Genomic DNA, 18079 nt, shown 5'->3' with positions numbered 1-18079 from the left:
GAATTAGTTTTGTTTTCATTAATAATTAAAACGCAAGGCTCCAAATACATTTCTTCCGGGAGCGTTAATTCCGCTCGAAAAAGTGCGGTATTGGGTATCAAAAATATTATCCACCCCTGCCTGTACGGTGATGTATTTCCAAACTTTATAGGAAACCCTAAAATTGGCCGTAAACCAAGCCGGCATGCCATCAGCAGTTGCATATTGCTCATTGTCCTCACCATTCAAATAATAGTCCTTAATTCTTTTCCATCCATTGTAATTTACAAAAAAGGTGGAAGTGAATTTATTGTTTTCATAATTAAGCCCTACACGTGCCATCAGCGGTGGAATGTGATCAAGTGGCGCATCACTGCTGTCGGTTTTTATTCTTCCGTAAGTGTAATTTAACGAAGCATCGGTACTAAAATGCTCGGTACATTGTTTGCGCAAAATACTGCTAAAGCCATAAATATATGCCTTGCGCTTATTTTGGTTTGCTAACACTCTGCTTAAATTCCCATTGTAATTTACAGAATCCTTTCCATTGTATGTAAAATCATCCGTTACAATTGCATCCATAAATTGAGTGTAATAAACAGTGTTTTGCCAAGTGGTAGATGTACCATAATACTTAGTTATTCCAAGTTCAGTACTTACAGTTTTTTCCGGTTTTAAATCATTGTTTGGAACAATTACATTGCCCGCTGTAGATTCAAATACTTTTGCCAAATCATCCACATTGGGAGCACGATAGCCGGTTGAGAGCAGTAGCGAAAATCTTAAATCATCGCTTGGAGTATTAATTAAACCAATGCTACCCGAGTAAACCGGATTTGTTTGATTGGCATCTTTAAACGGCAAGGGGAAAAAAGTTGTGTCTTTAAAAGTTGATTTAAGCGACACAAAACCAGCTCGAATGGCATCATTCAGCACCAATTTATCGGTTAACTGCCACGTGTGTGAAATATAAACTCCCATGTTCATCATATTATTTGTACCATCCGGATAACGCGTATCCAATTTACTTGTAGTATCCGCAACAATGTCTTTTCTATTTGCCGTCGATTTTAAATCATTGTACTGGAAGTCAACACCAATGCGCACTTCATGTTTACCTGAGGTTCTTTGCGCATCAAAATTGGCACCCATTACCGAAACATTTTCAATGCGACTATCCAAATATTTATTATTGAATCGACGCGTTACTCGGCTCTCTTCAATATTTTGATAATTCAAATTAAGATGCATCAATTGAAAAAAGGAAACATCGTTTTTATGTGTGAGATCATAAGCAGTAAGGAGTCTTTGCTGAGGTCCATAATACCATTCCGCAAATCGAAGCCCTGTACCTGCAGGATCTGTGAGTCGATCATAGCGCGGAATATCTGATGAACTTGAATATTGCACGTTTAATTGATGCGATAGGTGTTCATTTTGTTGAAACAATATTTTTTCCAAAAAGTCGTACTGTGTGTATGCACTTTGCTTTTGCATGTATCGGTCGGCATTTTTTACCAATGAATCCTTTCCATTAAAACGTTCCACAAAATAAGGCCGTTCTCCGTAGGTTCCTTTATAAAAAGGGTTTTGGTTAGTACCACCTCTCAAATCTCCAAACTGCGAAAAAGTAAAAGAGGTGAGGGAAGCAATTTTTTTACCTCCAATATTAAAATCAACATGTCCAGCACTTTCGTTGTTTACATCGCCATAGCGATAAAAGGCATTCACTCCAATTTTTGTTTTTTCATCCACTGCGGCCAATTGGGGTTTTCGCGTGTAAAAACAAATGGCGCCTCCCAATGCATCGCTTCCATATATCGTAGAAGCCGGACCAAAAAGAATTTCAGCTCGGTCTAAAATAGCATTATCTAGGGTAATGATATTTTGTAAATGACCACCTCTGTAAATAATATTATTCATGCGTACCCCGTCTACCATCATCACAATGCGATTGGCTTCAAAACCTCTAATAACAGGGCTTCCGCCACCTTGTTGACTTTTTTGAACAGAAAGCAAACCGGTATTCGCCATTAAATCGGCTGTTGTTTGGGATTGTGAACTGGCAATTTGCTTAGCGCCTAACACTTCTATTTGCTGCGCAACATTTTTTCTTTTTTGTTCTACTTTGTTTGCAGATATAGTTACTTCATTCAACAAATAAGAAGTATCTGCATTGTTTTCTATAGTTTGAGATTTTACTAGCTTGCTACAAATTAAGCATAGCACTAGTAGCTTGAAATTGTTTTTTGTTTTCATATAAGAGATTTAGAATAATAACTAAGTAGACCACATTTGCAGTCTATCCATGTACTCGTAAAAATTTATGAAAACATTTTGGGAGGAGGAGCGCTTATTTCTTTTCGAAAAGTTTTGCTTACAAAACAATACAGGCTATTCACTGTTTCAGTTGTTGGGTGAACAGTAGAATGCTCGAAAGAACTGGGTTGCAAGTAAATTAAGGCTAACAATTGCGAAGCCATTGATGGTGCTTCCTTTTGTTTACGATTGCAGTTTTTGATAAATTTTGCCAACAAATAAAGTACTTGTTCTTCTTTAGTATCATTATACACCAGCAATCTTAATTGACTGTTTTCGGTTGTTTTTGAAATAACATCATATAGTTTTCCTTTCCAGCGGATTTCCTTTCCGTTTTCTAAAACAGCATCAGCATACTCTGAATAACTTAGATGAAGTACTTCAGCAGGTAGTTCTGTTTTATGCAGTTGTTCAGCAACTTCATACTGCACGTGAAATTGGCGCAGCTTAAGCCACCAAATCATTCCACCGGATTGAAGCAGCAATAGACTTAAAAAAACAAAAACTAAAATCCTTTTCATTTTGGGTAGTAAAAATATCAATTAAATTCGCAAAAAAACAAAAACCGACTTGCGACGGTTTTTGCATAATTCTTTGTTAAAGAAATTAGAACAGGAAAATTAACGTGACGGAGGGCGTTTGGGTTATACGCTTGCCACTTTTGGACAAAGAATTAATTTATTTTAAAAGTTCATTTAGGTTAAAACTTAAACTTATAGTATGTACCCAGTTTTTAACTATTAAACTAGTTGTATTCACACTTTTGGTTAAATCATAATCAGTTAAGACAGCAATCGAAATTTTATTATCTATTGTTAAACCGGCTCCGGCAATCAATCCGAGTGCAAGTCGATTAAAATTTTTATAGTCATAAAATTGATTTCCTTTGGTATGAAAAAGATCAGAACTTCCCATTCGTTTAGTCATTAAATAATTAATTCGAAGTCCAACCGCTGCATAAGGAACAACTAGCTTTTTACCCAAATTGTACTTCACCAAAGCATCAGTAGTGATATAATGAAATTTATTTTTAGACGCTGCAAAACTTGTTACAGGGCTATCAATCTTATTTCCGCTTTTGTAATTCAATACGGTTCCATCCGGTTGTAGAAATCCCTTTTGCTGATATCCCAATTTACCAACTAAAAATACGCGTTTGCCTTTTTGAAATTCAAGGTATGAATTCACACCCCAGCATTTTAAATAATCCCAGTTGTAGCTTTCGTTTACAATGTTCCTTGGATTGTATGCAATTTGATTCGCAAAATTTACATTCGCTTCAAGACCATAATTCCATACTGTTTTTTTTGCAAAAACAGCCGATATGCATAAAAAAATGAGTAGTAAAATTATTCCCTTTCTAAAGTGGAAAATTTTGGTGTGGAGTTCAAGGACGATTGTTCTCATGGTTTCAAATTTTTAGATTAATAATTTGTCTCATTTTGGGTAGTTTAACTACACAAAACAAATTGGGTTCGGCGAAACATTCTGAATGGGAATTTTCAAAAACTGAATTGGAATTCGATCGATTTGATTGATTCTCATACCAAATAAAAAACCTTTGCTAAATGCGAATTTGGAGCTAGGAATTCAATACCTAAAAATGCTATCTTCGCAGGTCGAAATAAAAAAAGATGGCTACAATAAAAAAACAGGATGCGCTTGACTATCACGCACAAGGACGTCCGGGAAAAATAGAAGTTATACCCACCAAACCATATCATTCACAGCGCGACCTTTCTTTGGCCTACTCGCCGGGAGTTGCCGAACCCTGTTTAGAAATAGCAAAAAACCCTGAAGACGTTTATAAATATACCGCCAAAGGAAACTTGGTTGCTGTAATTTCAAATGGAACCGCTGTGCTTGGGCTAGGAAACATTGGTGCCGAAGCATCTAAACCCGTAATGGAGGGTAAGGGATTGCTCTTTAAAATATTTGCGGACATTGATGTATTTGATATTGAAATTGATGCTACCGACATTGATGTATTTGTTCAAACCGTAAAAGCCATTGCTCCCACTTTCGGTGGAATTAATTTGGAAGACATTAAATCGCCTGAATGTTTTGAAATTGAGAGACGATTGAAAGCGGAACTCACTATACCACTCATGCATGACGATCAGCATGGGACAGCAATAATTTCTGGAGCAGCGCTCATCAACGCTTTGGAAATTGCAGGGAAGAAAATTGGTGAAGTACAAATTGTAGTGAATGGCGCCGGTGCTTCTGCTATTTCATGTTCTAAAATATACCTGGCTTTAGGTGCCAAACGCGAAAACCTAACCATGCTCGATAGCACGGGTGTATTGAGTTTAGACCGTAACGACCTCGATGAGAATAAAAAGCAATTTGCTAGAGATACAATGCTTAAAACCCTTGCAGAAGCTATAAAAGGGGCAGATGTTTTTGTTGGTTTGAGCAAAGGGAATGTGGTAAATCAAGATATGATTCGCAGTATGGCCGCCGATCCTATTGTGTTTGCTCTGGCCAATCCCAATCCCGAAATCTCCTACGAAGATGCAATTGCTGCACGTGAGGATATTATTATTGCTACCGGACGAAGCGATCATCCTAATCAGGTGAACAATGTACTTGGTTTCCCTTTTATTTTTAGAGGAGCTTTGGATGTGCGTGCAACCTGCATCAACGAAGAAATGAAATTGGCAGCCATTTATGCTTTAGCAGCCCTTGCTAAAGAACCGGTGCCGGAAGCGGTTAACTTGGCTTACAACGCACGCAACATCACATTTGGTAAAACATATATCATTCCTAAACCGGTTGATTCTCGCCTAATTTATACCGTTGCTCCTGCTGTTGCAAAAGCAGCCATTCAAAGTGGTGTGGCTAAAAATCCGATTAGCGATTGGGAAGCATATAGTCAGTCGTTGATTCACCGAATGGGCCTTGACCATAAATTAATGAAAAACATTACCCTTCGCGCCAAGCAAGACCCGCAGCGTGTTTTGTTTGCAGAAGCTGATCATTACAAAATTTTAAAAGCAGCCCAACAAGCCAGAGACGAAGGGGTTTGCACACCCGTATTCTTGGGCGATAGAGAAAAAATTAAAGCACTCATACTCGAAAATAACTTGGATCTCGAAAATGAAGAGATTATTGACCCAAGAAGTCCACAGGAAGATGCACGCCGAAAATATTTTGGGGATTTATTTTTTGAAAACCGCCAACGAAAAGGATTTACACTTTTTGAAGCCCGCAAAGTGATGCGCGAACGAAATCATTTTGGCGCCATGATGCTGCAAACCGGAGAAGTTGATGCATTGATATCAGGGCTTACCCGAAAATATCCCGATACCATTCGACCTGGATTACAAATTATTGGAACGCTTCCCGGCATCAACCGCGTGGCTGGAATGTACATCATCGTAAATAAAAAAGGTCCTTTCTTTTTTGCCGATACTACCATCAATATCAATCCTACGGCTGAAGAATTAGTCGACATTACATTACTTACAGCCAATGCCGTGAAAAAATTCGGGATCGTTCCTCGTGTTGCCATGCTCTCCTATTCCAACTTTGGCTCAAGCGATGGCGAAGAATCTAAAAAAATGAGAAAAGCAGTTTCTATTTTACATGAAAATTATCCCGATTTGGTGGTAGATGGAGAGATGCAGGCCAACTTTGCTTTAAATACGGAATTAATTGGGGAGCAATTTCCATTTTCTGAATTAGGCAAAACCTCTGCAAATACATTGATTTTTCCGAATTTATCTTCCGGCAATATTGCCTATAAACTCATGCAGGAAATGGGAGGTTCGGAGGCCATAGGGCCGGTATTATTAGGTTTAAATAAATCCATGCACATTTTGCAAATCGGTAGCAGTGTGCGCGAAATTATTAATATGATTGCCATTTCGGTGGTGGACGCTCAATCTAAAAAACAAGCAAGTTATGATTACGCACATTGATGGAAAATTGATTGAAAAAACACCTACCTACGCCATTATTGATTGTGGCGGTGTAGGCTATATGTTAAATATTTCGTTAACCACCTTTTCACAAATTGGGACTCAAGAACGTTGCAAACTCTTTGCACACACCACTGTGAACATGATGGACGGAACCCAAACCATGTATGGCTTTGCCGAAGAAAGTGAACGCACGATGTTTCGACTACTCATTTCCGTATCGGGAGTGGGCGCCGGAGCAGGTCGATTGCTTTTAAGCTCGTTTGGCCCAGCAGAATTGCAACAGGTAATTATTAACGGAAATATAACCGCGTTGCGCAGTGTAAAAGGAATTGGCGAAAAAACTGCCCAGCGCATAGTGCTCGACTTAAAAGACAAAGTGATGAAAGAGGAAATGCAGTCATCCATTTCTTTTGTCCCACACAATAATATCAAAGATGAGGCGTTAGCCGCTCTGGTAATGCTTGGATTTGTGCGTCATACTGCTGAAAAAGCAATCGACAAAGCGATAAAAGCAAACCCTGAGCAAATGACCGTAGAACAAACTATTAAACAGGCATTAAAGTTTTTGTAAATTCACGCCTCAATTTTTTTTGAATCTTGACTAAGAAACTACCAAGTATATCTTCCGCGCTCGCAATTTGTGGAATTATGATGGCTGCCTGGGGTACCAAAGCATTGGTAAGTCCCGCTAGATCTAAATTTACTGCTGCTGCGGATACTGCTATTTCATTATCTGATACAACAGAGCCCTTACCCTTTCCCTTTACCGATCAAAGTTTTGACCCAACGGATAAAGATGGAGTTGGCGGATTACATTTAAATAATCCTTCCAACGTTTCTGATTCGGTGAAATTTAATCCACGCACCAATGAGTATGAGTTTCATCAAACCATTGGAAAGCAAGATTACCGTTACCCATCCACCATGACGCTGGAGGAATACATGGATTACGACATGGAGAAAACCTTGCGTAAAAATTGGAAAGCGAGAAGTACCGCCGACAGTAAGAACAAGGTGGAAGATTTGAATAAACCTACTCCTAAATTACATTTTAAAGCAAAAGGTGAAATTTTTAACCGCATTTTTGGTGGTGATGCAGTGGATATCCGACCTCAAGGCTCCGCTGAATTAATTTTTGGATGGAATACCAACAAGAATAAAAATCCGAATATTTCGGTCGATAATCAAAAGAATTCTTACTTCGACTTTAGTCAAAAAATTCAACTGAATTTGTTAGGTAAAATTGGGGATAAAATGAAAATCACCACCAATTACAATACTGAGGCTACTTTCGATTTTGAGAACCAGGTAAAATTGGAATATACCGGTTACGAAGACGAAATCATTAAAAAAATTGAAGCGGGTAACGTAAGCCTTCCCTTAACCGGAACTTTAATTACCGGAAGTCAGAGTTTATTCGGAGTTAAAACCCAATTGCAATTTGGAAAACTTACCGCCACTGCAATTTTCTCCCAACAAAAAGGACAAAAGAAAGAAATCACCAGCAAAGGCGGGGCACAAACTACACCTTTCGAAATTAATGGCGATAACTACGAAGCGAACAAACACTTTTTCCTTTCGCAATATTTCCGCGATCAGTATGATATTGCGTTGGCTTCGCTTCCCTTAATTAATTCTAACATCAACATCACCCAAATTGAAGTTTGGGTTACCAATACCACCGGAAATTACGACCAGGCCCGCGATATTGTTGCTTTCGCAGATTTAGGTGAATCCAATAGAGCGGTTGGTGATAACAAAACCTGGTATGCACAAAGCTTTATACAAGGTCCCAATCCCGCTAACGCTTCGGGCGATTATCCCGACAATAGAGGATCAAATAACTTGTATGAAAAAGTTACAGCATTAAGTCAGTTACGTTCAATTGCTACTGCTTTAAATGCTTTGGCACCCTTTAATAATGGTGTAACAAAATATGCTCCGGTTCAAGATTATGAGAAGATAAACAATGCACGTAAATTATCGCCAAACGATTATACCTTCAACCCAAGATTGGGATACATTTCCTTGAATCAACCGCTTACAAACGGCGAAGTGCTTGGGGTTTCGTATCAATACACCATTGGAACAAAGACATATACCGTGGGTGAATTTTCGAATGAAGTATCCCGCCCTTCTACACTTTTTCTTAAAATGTTGAAAGCTTCTAACGTTCGTGTGAAGCTGCCTATTTGGGATTTGATGATGAAAAACGTTTACAGCATTGGAGGCTATGGCATTTCCCAAACCGATTTCAAACTCGATATCACCCACTCCAATTTAGAACGTGGTGTGGATTTAAATTTTATTCCGGAAGGCGCTGTGAACGGAAAAATTTTGTTGCAGGTAGTAGGTTTGGATAAAATTGACAATCAAAGTTTCCTGAATCCTGACGGTATTTTTGACTTTGTGCCCGACATCACCATTAGTGCTAAAAACGGAAGAATTTATTTTCCGGTTATTGAACCATTTGGGAAATACCTGCGCAAGCAATTTACTTTCGACCAACAAGGCATTGCCGATAAATATGTGTTTCAAGAATTGTACGATAGCACGAAAACCCAAGCACAGCAAATCCCAACCAAAAATCGATTTAAATTAAAAGGCTCTTACAAATCTACCTCCGGCTCCGAAATTTCGTTGAACTCGGTTAACATTCCTCAAGGTTCGGTTACTGTTACTGCCAACGGTGTGCCTTTGACCGAAAATGTGGATTATACCGTGGATTATGTGAGTGGTAAAGTAAAAGTAATAAACGATGCCTTACTTGTTTCGCAAACGCCTATTAAAGCATCCTTCGAAACCAATCAGTTGTTTAGTATTCAAACCAAATCCCTTTTTGGTACCCACCTCGAATATAAAGTGAATAAAGATTTTGTTTTGGGTGGAACCTTATTGCATTTAAAGGAACGTCCTATTACGCAAAAAATTAACGTGGGCGATGAACCTATCTCCAATACCATTTTTGGGTTTGATGGAACCTATCGTACCGAAGTTCCTTTTTTAACCCGTATGGTGGATCGTATCCCGCTCATCAATACCAAAGAAAAATCAAGCATTGCCATTGCCGGAGAATATGCTCAAATAGTGCCCGGACATTCCAAAGCCATTGGTAAAACCGGAACCTCTTATGTGGATGATTTTGAAGGAAGTCAGTCGGCGCTGGATTTTAAGAGTGTTTCGGCATGGAGCATCGCCAGCACCCCTCAAGGGCAAACCGAGACAGGTGCTTTTCCGGAAGGCGAAACGGTAGATTCTTCACTCAATGGTATTAATCGCGCCAAGCTGAGCTTTTATGTAATTGATCCCTTGTTTTTCCGCGACAGTCAGTTTACTCCCGCACACATTAAAAACAATCCTGGAGAACGCTCTGACCATCGGGTGCGCGAAGTGTTAGAAACTGAGATTTTTCCGAATAAGCAACCTATTAATAACCAAATTGTAAACCTACCTTTACTCGATTTGGCCTATTATCCAACGGAACGCGGGCCCTATAATTACGATGCGTCAAACACTACAGTTTCGGCCGGTTTAAATGCAGATGGCAGTCTAAAATCGCCTGAATCGCGCTGGGCGGGGATGATGCGTAAAATTGATAACAATGATTTTGAAAGTTCTAACATCGAGTTCATCCAATTTTGGATGATGGATCCTTTTAACGACGACAATACCACTCCAAATAGCACAGGTGATTTATATTTTAACTTAGGGGATATATCGGAAGACATTTTGCACGATGGTCAAAAAAGTTTTGAAAATGGTTTGCCTGCTGATGGAATCATTAATCCTTTGTTGATTGACAGTACCAGATTAGCCTTAGTTCCTTCACCAAGCAATCCTTCGGTTGTGAATGCATTCGATAATAATCCTACGGCTCGTGTGTTTCAGGATGTAGGATTGGATGGCTTAGGGGATATCGATGAACGCGGATTCTTTAGCAATTATTTGAATAAGGTTTCTACTTTATTTGGAGCTAGTTCCGGTGCTTTTATAAATGCCAATAATGACCCCTCAGCTGATGATTACAGTTATTTTAGAGGTCCTAATTTAGATGCCAATTCCACACCTATTTTGGAGCGTTACAAATTTTACAATGGATTGGAAGGCAACTCTACACTCACAACTTTAGATAATGGACCTACTTCTTCTACCAGCTTGCCCAACATCGAAGACATAAACCGTGACAACAACTTAATTCAGTTCGAAAATTATTTTCAATATCGCGTTAAGCTTACCCCAAGCAGCATGAATGTGGGACAAAACTACATTACCGATATGCGCACCTCTACGGTTACCACTAAAAACGGACTTTCCCGTTCGGTGAAATGGTATCAATTTAAAGTTCCGGTGCGTTCGCCAGAGCGTGTTATCGGTGAGCCGGATATTCGCAATATTCGCAGTGTGCGTATGTTTTTGAAAGGTTTTGATAAACCCATAGTGTGTCGTTTTGCTCGATTAGAATTCCTACGTGGCGATTGGAGAAAATACGATTTAGGAAAACTCTCAGGTGAATACGAACCGATAGATAATGGAAATGCACTCTTCAATATTTCTTCCGTTAACGTGGAAGAGAACAGTAATCGAATTCCAATTAATTACAAAATACCGCCTACCATTCAACGCGAAACGGATGTTACCACTACCAACAACCGTCAGTTAAATGAGCAATCATTGGTGCTGGATGTGTGTAACCTCGAAGACGGTAACTCTAAAGCTGCCTACAAAAATGTGGATTTGGATGTGCGTCAATACAAAAAAATGAAATTGTTTTTGCACGAAGAAGCCGGAAATTCATTTGAAGCATTAAACTATGGTGATTTGCATTTCTTTATTCGGTTAGGAACCGATTTTAACGATAACTATTATGAGTACGATGTGCCTATGACACCCACCGGTTGGGGCGATAACGATGAATACAACATCTGGCAAACCAGCAGTGATTTAAATGGGCCCAATGATGTTAACATTGATTTTTCAGCGCTTCAGGATGCAAAAAAATCTCGAAATTCGCTTATCAATTCGGGACAACTTGATCCATCTCTCAGCAAAATATTTTTTAGTACGGATGGGAACCGAACCATCTCCATTAAAGGAAATCCAAATTTAAGTGCGGTAAAAGTGATTATGATTGGTATCCGCAATCCCAAACATCAAACCCAAAATGATGGGGATGACGGACTGGCCAAGTGTGCTGAAATATGGGTAAACGAATTGCGCTTAACCGACTTTAACGAAAAAGGCGGCTGGGCTGCCAATGCACGCGTTACGGCTAAGCTTGCTGATTTTGCAAACGTTTCTGTAGCAGCCAGTAGGATGACAGAAGGTTTCGGAAATATTGAACAAAAACTAAATGAGCGCAGCCGCGAAAATACTTTTCAATACGATGCTTCCGCAGAAGTAAAACTCGATAAATTCATTCCTGAAAAAGTAGGATTAAGCATTCCAATGTATGTGGGCTATTCTCAAGCATTTATCAATCCGCAATACAATCCATTGGATCCGGATATTAAATTTAATGAATCGCTCGATACTTATCCAAAGGGCGATAAACGTGACTCAGTTAAGGAAATTACACGAGATTACACCCAACGCAGAAGTTTGAATTTTGCCAACATTAAAAAAGAACGCAAAGGCGGTGGAAAAGGCGGAAAACCTAAGAAACCAATGCCTTATGACATCGAAAATATTTCCTTGCGCTATTCTTATAACGATCAATTTAAAAGCGATATTCGAACGGAGAAAAATTTTAGCAGAAGCACCAATGGTGGTTTAACCTATGTGTATACCACCCAGCCCAAAAGCATTAAACCTTTTGCAAAATCCAATGCATTAAAATCAGATTATTTTAAATTGATAAAAGACTTTAATTTCAACTTAATTCCAAGCAGTTTTCAATTTACTACCGATTTAAAAAGAGATTATACCGAACAAAAATTAAGGGCTGTAAATCAGGCGTATGCTGCATTACCGGCTACTTATTTCAAAAAGTTTGGGTTCAATAGAGTGTACGCTTTAAAGTATGATTTGAGTAAATCAATCAGTATTGATTATTTGGCAAATAATATTGCACGGGTAGATGAACTTCCGGGACAAGCCTACAAAGAATACAACAAAGATACGGAACAGGCACAACGTGATTCCATTCGTAAACCTATTTTGGATAACTTAAAAAAATTAGGAACTACTACCAACTACAATCAAACTACAAAAGTAACTTGGCAGGTACCCATTAATAAATTTCCATTGCTCAATTGGACCACCGTTACGGCATCTTATACCGGTAATTACGATTGGATGATTGCACCTCCTTTTGCGAACGATACCTTAAACATTGGTAATACCATTAGCAATTCCAATCAAATTCAGATTAATGCAGATGCAAATATGGTAACGCTTTACAACAAGGTGCCGTATTTTAAAAAGATAAATAGCCCGCCGCCTAAAAAGGATAAAAAGAAAGAAGTGAAGCGCGAAAAGCCCGATGAAAAGGCGAAAGAAGCGCCCAAAGAAGGTGAAAAGGGTGCAACGCCAGATGCCGGAAACCAAGCGTCTGCTGATTCCAGTAAAAAGGAAAAAGGCCAATCGTTCGACCTCTTAAAAGCAGTTGCTAAAGTGGTGATGATGGTGAAAAAAGTATCGGGAACATACACCCAAACCAACGGAACCTTATTGCCCGGATATTTACCCAAAACTACTTTATTCGGATTGAGTGATCAATCGGAGTTTGGCTCCTATGAAGCGCCGGGAGTGGGATTTGTATTTGGTTTGCAAGACCCGAATTATGCCCTTAAAGCAGCCGATAAAGGTTGGTTGAGTAAATCGAAATACCTCAACTCCAACTATACACGCACCTATTCTGAAGTAATTAATTTTACTTCCAATGTGGAGCCTTTCAAAGACTTTAGAATTGTGTTAAATGCTACCCGAAACATTACGCGTTCCAATACAGCTATCGTGAAGTATGACTCCAGTTTGGTGAGCACTCAATCAAGTGGATTTTACCAGCAAAGTCCGCTTGAAACCGGAACCTTTAGTATATCCGTAAATAGTTTTGGAACGGCCTTTATAAAGAATAGAGCGAATTACAGTTCTCCGGTTTTTGATGAATTTTTGGCGAGCCGTAAGGAGTATTCCCAATCCGTAGCTCAGGGAACTTTTAGCAATGGAACTAATTCTGATGGCTATGCCGATGGTTACGGACAATACTCACAAGATGTGTTGATTCCGGCTTTTGTGCAAGCTTATACCAATTCAAATGCAAAAAATACCAACAAAGTATTTAAAGCAATTCCGCGTTTAAACTGGCGCGTGAATTACGATGGTCTATCAAAACTAGAAGTGGTGAAAAAATATTTCAAAACACTTTCACTCGGCCATACTTACCGCTCCACTTTAAATATTGGTTCATATACTTGGAATCCCTTGTTTTTGGATGAGGACGGCTTGGGGCACACCTCTGTGCGTAATATAGATGGTGACTTCCGTTCGCGTAAAGAAATTAATTCGATTACACTAAGCGAACAATTTAGTCCCTTAATTAGTGTGGATATGACTTGGAACAACAGCTTACTCACCAAAGCCGAAATTAAAAAAGACCGTTTGGTAACACTTACCATTAGCACCAAGCAAGTAACCGAAGTGAATGGAAATGAGTATATTTTTGGACTCGGCTATCGATTTAAAAATGTTGCCATTAACCTCAAGCAATTTAACATGAAATTTAAAAGCGATTTGGCTTTGCGCAGCGATGTTTCGTATCGTCGCAATCAAACTGCTTTGCGCTATGTGGATACCGGAGCAAGTATTTTAACCAGTGGACAAAAAGTGTGGTCGATTAAGAACAGTGCAGATTACATCATAAATGAAAAACTGAACATCCGATTTTTCTATGATCAAACCATCAATCGCCCTGTTGTTTCCACCTCCTTCCCTACTAGTAACCGCCAAATTGGGATTAGTTTAAGATTAACGATTGCGAATTGATTGGCATAAATTTAAACACATAGGCATATAGTGAACATAGGATTCACATAGGAGTTTGCTAAGTGCCTTTTATTGAGACTAATTTTTAAATCGCAAATTAAAATAGTTACCATTGGCACAGGGCTATGTGCCTATGTGTTAAAAAAAAATATTCCAATAAAGATTAATTTAAATACTTTCGTTCTCGCAGTAATTAAATAAATTTGCAGACAAGCATATTACATTTACACAAAAAAAAAGACAATGAATTTTCCTGAAAACTTAAAGTACACAAAAGACCACGAATGGATTAAATTAGAAGGTACGCTTGCTACAGTTGGTATTACCGAATTTGCACAAAGTGAATTGGGCGATATCGTATACGTAGAAATTGAAACCGAAGGCGAAACCCTTGCAAAAGAAGAAATTTTTGGAACCGTAGAAGCAGTTAAAACAGTATCGGATTTATTTATGCCGGTATCCGGTAAAGTGGTGGAATTTAACAAAGCCTTAGAAGCTGCTCCCGATAAAGTAAATACCGATCCTTATGGCGACGGTTGGATGATTAAAATTGAATTGAGTAATGCCGCTGAAGCAAGTGAATTGCTGGATGCTGCTGCATATAAACAATTAATAGGGCACTAATTTTTGTGCCGTGTAAAATGTTATTATTCCATTTTGCGCGGCTCTCTGAAGTTAAGCTGATACACAATTGACCTCCCTTTTCTCGTTTGTAAAGCGCTACATATATCCTCTAGCTTGGGCGCTGTTTATTGGAATCTTGTGTGGATTTCCCGGTAAGGACATACCCCATGTTTCCATTTTAGAACTGCTCGAATTTGATAAATGGATACATGCCGGAGTGTTTTTTATTTTGGTGTTTCTCCTTTCGCGCGCCTATCTAACCTCGCCCGTTGAGCTCTTTCGGCATCATGCCATTCTAATTGCTTTTTGCATCGCAGTTACCTATGGCGGATTACTCGAAATTTTACAAGCCACACTCTTTATAGACCGAAGCGCTGATGTTTATGATTTTATAGCCAATTCGTTCGGGGCGCTGGTGGCTGTGGGTTGGATAAAAAAAATCGGTCTTAAAAAATCATAAGCCTCCTAAATAATCAGCGTTCTATATTTCTATTAGCTATTAATAGCATCAATCCCCGGCAAGGATTTACCTTCGAAATATTCGAGCAGCGCACCACCTCCTGTAGAAACATAACTTACCTTATCCACCATATTAAACTTGGCCACCGCAGCAGCCGAATCGCCTCCACCGATTAATGAAAAAGCTCCGTGAGATGTAGCTTCGGCAATGGCTTCTGCTACTTTTTTTGTACCGTTTTCAAAATTTGGCATCTCGAAAACGCCCATCGGTCCGTTCCACAAAATGGTTTTGGATTGTTTTAAAATTTCACTGTAAACTTTCACTGCTTCCGGCCCAATATCTAAACCCATCCAACCTTCAGCAATCTCTGTACTTTTAGCAGTGGCAATTTTAGCATCGTTACTAAATGCATCTGCAGTAACCGAATCGGGTGGTAAATGCAATTTTACACCGCTTGTTTTTGCGCGTTCAATTATTTCTTTTGCTAAGTCAATCTTATCTTCTTCGCACAAAGAGGAGCCTATATTTCCCCCCATCGCTTTAATAAACGTATAGGTCATTCCCCCGCCTATAATAAGGTGGTCGACCTTTTTCATCAATTGTTCGATGATTAAAATTTTATCCGATACTTTGGCACCACCCATCACTGCTGTAAATGGACGTTCAGCTTTTAGCATCACCTTATCCGCATTCGCAATTTCGTTAGCCATTACATAACCAAAACATTTGGCATCGGGAAAAAATTTGGCAATTACTGCGGTGCTGGCATGCGCGCGATGTGCCGTTCCAAAGGCATCGTTTACATAAAAATTTCCCAGATCTGCCAACTTATGCGCAAATGCTTCATCTCCCTTTTCCTCTTCCTTGTAAAAACGCAAATTTTCTAGCAATAAAATTTCTCCACTTTTTAATTCTGATGCCAGCTTGCGGGCACTTTCACCGACGCAATCATCGGCAAACTTTACCGATGCTCCTGCCAGTTTACTAAGGGTTTCGAGCGTATGCTTCAAAGAATATTTATCTGCAGGACCTTCTTTAGGCCGCCCCAAATGCGACATTAAAACAACACTTCCGCCATCTTTCAGTATTTTTTTAATGGTAGGTATCGCAGCTCTTATGCGTGTATCATCCGTTACCGCAAGTGTTGCTTTATCCAAAGGAACATTAAAATCCACACGCACCAAAGCGCGCTTTCCAGAAAAATTATAGTTGTCGACTGTTTTCATTTTAATTCGTTTTACAGCACAAACTTAATTAATGTATTTGAAACAAATAGCAGTAAACAAGCATGCATTGAAATAATAAATACCTTTATGTCCATCAAATTACAAGATGTGAGACAAATCATTTTAATAGTGCTGAGTTGCTTATTTACCAATAGCTATGCACAATTTACGCTGAAACAATATGGCTTTAGTGTGGATAGTAATGTGGTGTACTCCACAGATACCAATTACTTGGGATATCCTGAAACCTGCTATTTACACCTCTATAAACCAAAGGCAGATGCGAATACCAAAAGGCCAATTTTAATATATGTGCATGGTGGTTCCTGGCTCGGTGGCTCTCCCAACGATTATTATCCCGCTCAAATTTGCAAAGAGTTTGTACAACGCGGATATGTTGTGGCCAGCATTCAATACCGAATGGGCATGCATACCAATCCTGCTATCATTCCCGGAATAAATTGTCCGCTTATTAGCGGTGCTGCACAGTGTGCCTATGTTTCGGATACCTCCGAAGTACTTCGCGCTGCATTTAGAGCCATGCAGGATACTAAATCGGCCATTCGATTTATGAAGGCCCGAAGCATCCTCGATTCGAGCTGTGCAGATGCGGTATTTTTGGCCGGAGAAAGTGCCGGAGCAATTACTGCACTGGGTGCCGCATTTATGGACCAAGCATCGGAACGCTTTAATGACTGCGGACCATTGCCAAATGCCCCTGCTACCAATGCCAACCTGAGTTTTTGTCAAAGTTTATTAAATCATTTACCGCAAGGACAATTGCCCAATTACACTCGACCCGATTTAGGAAGCATTGAAGGGAATAAAAATTTAAATGGGTATACTTCGCGGGTAAGGGCTGTGGCAGCATTTTACGGAGCCTTTTTCACAGAAGCACTTTCAAAAAACTGGTTGAATGGGGTGGATACTCCGGCAGTATATCTGTTTCATCAAGGCAATGATTTGGTGGTTGGCTGCGGAGCGGCACGCCCTATCATGGCTATTAATCAGTGTATACCCTTTGTAAATTTAGGATTTAACGATTGTGTGGGGTATAGCAATGTTCCTTGGGCCTATGGCTCCTGTGCCATCTCAAGCTATTTCCAAGCGCTGAATTTTACTTCTTACAAATTTGATTTTGTGAACAATTGGACCGGTAATGCCTTAGTAGATTGCGCCAATACCGCTCAAGCCGGACAAGGTCACAATATCGACAACATAGCTTTACGTTGTGACTCGGTGGCAAAAATGTTTTCACCGCTTGCACTAAACTCCATTCAAAATTGTATGTTTAATTCGACGCTTGAACACAAGCAAAACAACTTGCTTTTTTATCCCAATCCAACTAAGGAAAACCTCACTATTTTACTTGAAGATAATTCTACCATTCAAAAATTAACGGTTCGAAATAGTTTAGGTCAGGTGCAACATTCGGTGCTTTTTGCTACCCCTATTTTACATCTTAACGGACTTTCGAAAGGGGCGTATTTGCTAGAAGTGCAAACAAAAAACAACTGCTATATCAAGAAATTTATGGTGTTTTAGTTAAGTACTTAAAA

At 39.3% G+C, this 18079-nt stretch carries 10 protein-coding genes; 6 read left to right on the top strand and 4 right to left on the bottom strand.

Translation table 11 applies throughout. The features are described from left to right. Positions 1 to 18: 18 nt before the first annotated feature. The 3 genes from IPP32_06250 to IPP32_06240 form a co-directional block, all read right to left on the bottom strand. Positions 19 to 2238: a TonB-dependent receptor gene (locus tag IPP32_06250; protein ID MBL0047683.1), complete on the bottom strand. Its 2220-nt coding sequence runs from the start codon at positions 2236 to 2238 to the stop codon at positions 19 to 21. A 65-nt stretch (positions 2239 to 2303) separates the two neighbouring features. After that, complete coding sequence (locus tag IPP32_06245; protein MBL0047682.1) at positions 2304 to 2819, bottom strand: hypothetical protein; 516 nt, start codon at positions 2817 to 2819, stop codon at positions 2304 to 2306. Between the two features lie 157 nt (positions 2820 to 2976). Further along, positions 2977 to 3705, bottom strand: coding sequence for an outer membrane beta-barrel protein (locus tag IPP32_06240; protein ID MBL0047681.1), 729 nt, complete (start codon positions 3703 to 3705; stop codon positions 2977 to 2979). 227 nt (positions 3706 to 3932) lie between these two features. Here IPP32_06240 and IPP32_06235 point away from each other — a divergent pair, with 227 nt between their 5' ends. The 5 genes from IPP32_06235 (at position 3933) to vanZ (ending at position 15294) form a co-directional block, all read left to right on the top strand. After that, positions 3933 to 6224 (top strand): NADP-dependent malic enzyme, encoded by a 2292-nt coding sequence (locus tag IPP32_06235; protein ID MBL0047680.1) that lies wholly within the window; start codon positions 3933 to 3935, stop codon positions 6222 to 6224. Next, a complete protein-coding gene (gene ruvA / locus IPP32_06230) occupies positions 6208 to 6798 on the top strand; it encodes a Holliday junction branch migration protein RuvA (protein ID MBL0047679.1) in 591 nt (196 codons plus the stop codon). Before IPP32_06235 ends, ruvA begins: the two co-directional genes overlap by 17 nt. Before the next feature lie 26 nt (positions 6799 to 6824). Continuing rightward, positions 6825 to 14210 carry a cell surface protein SprA gene (gene sprA / locus IPP32_06225; protein MBL0047678.1) on the top strand — a complete coding sequence of 2462 codons (7386 nt, stop codon included), beginning with the start codon at positions 6825 to 6827 and terminating at the stop codon, positions 14208 to 14210. 243 nt (positions 14211 to 14453) lie between these two features. Further along, the gene (gene gcvH, locus IPP32_06220) at positions 14454 to 14834 is read left to right on the top strand and encodes a glycine cleavage system protein GcvH (protein MBL0047677.1); all 381 of its coding nucleotides are present in this window, start codon (positions 14454 to 14456) and stop codon (positions 14832 to 14834) included. A 67-nt stretch (positions 14835 to 14901) separates the two neighbouring features. After that, positions 14902 to 15294: a VanZ family protein gene (vanZ, locus tag IPP32_06215; GenBank protein MBL0047676.1), complete on the top strand. Its 393-nt coding sequence runs from the start codon at positions 14902 to 14904 to the stop codon at positions 15292 to 15294. 32 nt (positions 15295 to 15326) lie between these two features. On the opposite strand, the gene IPP32_06210 is transcribed toward vanZ, so the two are convergent. Then, positions 15327 to 16520, bottom strand: coding sequence for a phosphoglycerate kinase (locus tag IPP32_06210; protein ID MBL0047675.1), 1194 nt, complete (start codon positions 16518 to 16520; stop codon positions 15327 to 15329). Between the two features lie 87 nt (positions 16521 to 16607). Between IPP32_06210 and IPP32_06205 the strand changes: the two genes are divergently transcribed. Further along, the gene (locus IPP32_06205) at positions 16608 to 18065 is read left to right on the top strand and encodes a T9SS type A sorting domain-containing protein (protein MBL0047674.1); all 1458 of its coding nucleotides are present in this window, start codon (positions 16608 to 16610) and stop codon (positions 18063 to 18065) included. The last annotated feature ends 14 nt before the right edge of the window (positions 18066 to 18079 follow it).

The organism is Bacteroidota bacterium, from assembly GCA_016721765.1.
GTDB lineage: Bacteria > Bacteroidota > Bacteroidia > UBA4408 > UBA4408 > UBA4408.
This window is presented reverse-complemented; position numbering and strand designations above follow the sequence as displayed.